Origin of the sequence: Methylobacterium sp. B1 (assembly GCF_000333255.1) — a bacterium.
In the GTDB taxonomy this organism is placed as follows: Bacteria; Pseudomonadota; Alphaproteobacteria; order Rhizobiales; family Beijerinckiaceae; genus Methylobacterium; species Methylobacterium fujisawaense.
The window spans coordinates 1-3,473 of sequence record NZ_BACT01000643.1 but is presented as its reverse complement, the minus strand read 5'-3'; the positions used below and the strand labels follow the sequence as shown (position 1 = coordinate 3,473).

Annotated in this window: 2 protein-coding genes and 1 pseudogene; 1 reads left to right on the top strand and 2 read right to left on the bottom strand. The window is 67.5% G+C overall.

The genetic code is table 11. The features are described 5' to 3' along the window. Positions 1 to 761, top strand: a pseudogene (locus I53_RS34060) (hypothetical protein); the annotation flags it as partial. 85 nt (positions 762 to 846) lie between these two features. Here I53_RS34060 and dapE read toward each other — a convergent pair. Next, on the bottom strand, positions 847 to 2,019 hold the full coding sequence (dapE, locus tag I53_RS18950) for a succinyl-diaminopimelate desuccinylase (protein ID WP_043353523.1): 1,173 nt from the start codon (positions 2,017 to 2,019) through the stop codon (positions 847 to 849). 82 nt (positions 2,020 to 2,101) lie between these two features. Next, positions 2,102 to 3,473, bottom strand: a 1,372-nt coding sequence (locus tag I53_RS18945) for an amylo-alpha-1,6-glucosidase (protein ID WP_043353522.1), incomplete at its 5' end; no start/stop codon positions are given.

The window sequence follows — 3,473 nt, the reverse complement described above, 5'->3', positions numbered from 1 at the left end:
GCATCTCAGTTTTAAAGATCGGCTCCGATCTAATTAATCCGCTGTTGAAAACCGATGTCTCGGGGGCCGCGTCAGCCGCCGCAGCTGTCGTCGTCACCACATGTTTCGTGGCCGGCATCATGCCGGACGTCGCGCTGCGATTCATCATCCAGCGTGATCAGCTCAAGAACTTTAAGCAGGAGGAGAACGAGGTCTTCCAGGCCTTCAAGATCACGCCGGTCGAAATCATCGACGGAATCGACAGCGACATCCGATCGCGCCTCGAAGATCACCACATTCACTCGACGCAAAATCTGGCCGCGGCCAATCCCCTGATGCTCTTCGTCGAGACACCGTACGGCGTCTATCAGATCATGGATTGGGTCGCGCAGGCGCAACTCTGTTGTTCTGTCGGCCGTGACAAGATCATTCGCCTGTGGCCGCTCGGCATACGGACCCTGTTTGATCTGGAACGCCTCGCGGAGCGGAGCGGCGACGAGAACGAGACGCTGCTCATTGAGGTCGGCCGGGTCATCCTGGGCCCGGCGCTGCTCCCGGCGGACCTGACGGACCGCGCATCCGCCGCCGCGCTGGTCAGGCGCAGTATCGAACTTCGTCTGGACGATCCGCATGTCCAGCGTCTGAGGCAGATCTACATCGCCGTTGGGGATCGTCTCGGATCTAAGAGTCGCCGCTTTCGGACCGGCAGCTATCGCATCCTGTGCCGCCCACGGGCACGGAACATGTGGGTTTGTCGCGGCATCAGGGCCGCCAACGCTTGAGCATGGTGCAGAGAAGCGGGATCAGCCCTCCGGACTCCCGATCCTATCAGGTTCGCGGCGTCCCGGAGGGCTTCTTCGAGGCGCTTCAGGAAAAGTAAGCCTCCAGCACCCGCGCGTAGATCGCGGTCAGCCGCTCCAGATCGGCGACCGCCACACACTCGTCGGTCTGATGCATGGTCTCGCCCACGAGGCCGAACTCGATCACCGGGCAGGCATCCTTGATGAAGCGGGCATCCGACGTGCCCCCTGTGGTCGACAGAACCGGCGTCAGCCCGGTCTCCGCCCGGATCGCCGCGGAGACCAGATTAACGAAGCTGTCCGGCCGGGTCAGGAAGGCCGGCGCGTTTGAGGGCTGGAGATCCAGAGTGAAGCGTACCGCGTTGCCGGCCGCCTGCTCCAGCCGACGGCGGATCTCGGCACCGAGGCTCTCGGCCGTCCAGTCGTCGTTGAAGCGCACGTTGAACGTCGCCCGGGCGGTGGCGGGGATCACGTTGCTGGCCGGGTTGCCCACGTCGATCGTGGTGAATTCCAGGTTCGAGGCGTCGAAATGGGCGGTTCCGCTGTCGAGCGGCCCGGCCACCAGCGCGGAGGCGAGACGCAGCAGACCTGGGATCGGATTCTCGGCCTTATGCGGATAGGCGACGTGGCCCTGCCGGCCGACGACGGTGAGCTTGCCGGTGAGCGAGCCCCGCCGGCCGATCTTGATCATCTCCCCGAGCCGGCCGGGATTGGTCGGCTCGCCGAGCACGCAATGGTCGAAGCGCTCGCCGCGGGCGCGCGCCCAATCGAGCAGCTTCACGGTGCCGTTGACCGCGGGGCCCTCCTCGTCGCCGGTGATCAGGAACGCGATGGAGCCCGGAAGGTCCGCGCCGCGGCGCTGCAGGAAGGCCAGCGTCGCGGCGAGCATGCAGGCGATGCCGCCCTTCATGTCGGCGGCGCCCCGGCCGTACAGCATCCCGTCGGCCACCTCACCCGCGTAGGGTCCGTGGCGCCACGCGCCCTCGCCCTCCGGAACGACATCGGTATGGCCGGCGAAGACGAGGCAGGGACCGTCCCGTCCGATGCGCGCGTAGAGATTCGGCGTGTCGGGATAGCCGGGCTCCGAGAAGACCGGCCGCTCGACGGCGAAGCCGGCAGGCCGGAGCGCGTCGGCGACAACGTCGAGGGCGCCCCGATCCTCCGGGGTCACGGACGGGCACCGGATCAGGGCCTGTGCGAGGCGCAGGGCCGCGTCGGGGGCGTGATGATCAGCCGGCATGAACCCGTCCTCGGCGGCGTGACGTGCCGCGCGGCCCGCTTACCCCGAAGCGGGCCGCCCCGGAACTCCCGTGGGCCCGGCCCTACTTGGTCACCACCACCTGCACGTCGCCGTGGCGACGCTGCACCGAGACGGTGACATCGTCGTCGTAGCGCTGAAAGCGGAGATCCAGGCGCGAACCGCCGAGCTTGACGTTGTAGAGCGTCACACCGTCGAGGAACGCCGGGAGGATCGGGTTCTTGAGCCGGACGCGGTTGCGCTCGTGGTCGAGTTCGAGACCGAGGCAGGCCGCCAGGAAGGCGAAGGGCGCCGCCGCCGCCCAGGCCTGCGGGCTGCAGGCCACCGGATAGGAGACCGGCCCGCGCTGCTTGCGGCGCATGAAGCCGCAGAACAGTTCCGGCAGGCGCTTCTGGTCCTGGTAGAGCGAGGTGTCGAACATGCCCTGGAAGATGCGGGCGGCCTCGTGCTTGCGGTCGTAGCGCGCCAGACCCATCGCGATCAGCGCGTTGTCGTGCGGCCAGATCGAGCCGTTGTGGTAGGACATCGGATTGTAGCGCGCCTCGCCCTTGGCGATGGTGCGCACCCCCCAGCCGTTGAAGCCGTCCTTGCCGAGCAGGGTCTCGGCGACCCGTGACGCCCTCTCCGGCTTGGCGATGCCGGTGAACAGGGCGTGGCCCGCGTTGGACGAGCGCACCGCGCATTGCTTCTTCGCGCCGTCCAGGGCCAGGGCGTAGGTGCCGATTTCCTCGTTCCAGAACGCCGCATCGAAGTTCTCGCGAAGCGCCACGGCTTCCTGCGTGAGACGCTCGGCCATCGGGTCGTGCCCCAGCAGAGCCGAGAGCTTCGCCATTCCGTTCTTGGCCGCGTAGACGTAGCCCTGCACCTCGCAGAGGGCGATCGGGCCCTTGGCCAGGTGACCGTCGGTGTGGAAGATCGAATCGTGGCTGTCCTTCCAGCCCTGATTCTCCAGGCCCTTGTCGGTGTCGCGGGCGTACTCGACGAAGCCGTCGCCGTCCCGGTCGCCGTAACGGTCCATCCATTCCAGGGCGAGTTCCAGCGCGGGCCAGATCGCCCGAACGGTGTCGAGATCGCCCGTGACGGCGTAGTACTCCCAGGCCAGCATCACGAAGAGCGGGGTGCCGTCGATGGTGCCGTAATAGTGCCGGAACGGCACCTCGCCGAGCATCGCCATCTCGCCGCGCCGGGTCTCGTGCAGCACCTTGCCGGGCTGGGCGTCGGCGGCCGGATCGACCGCCTTGGCCTGCGTCGAGGCGAGGTAGCGCAGCACGCCCCGGGCGAATTTCGGGTCGATCCAGAGCGCCATCATCGCCGTGATGATGCCGTCGCGGCCGAACACCGTGGAGTACCAGGGGATGCCGGCGAAGGGGTAGATGCCCTCCGGGGTGCGGCTCGCCAGCATGTAGAGGTCGGCCGTGGCCCGGCACAGGCCCTCG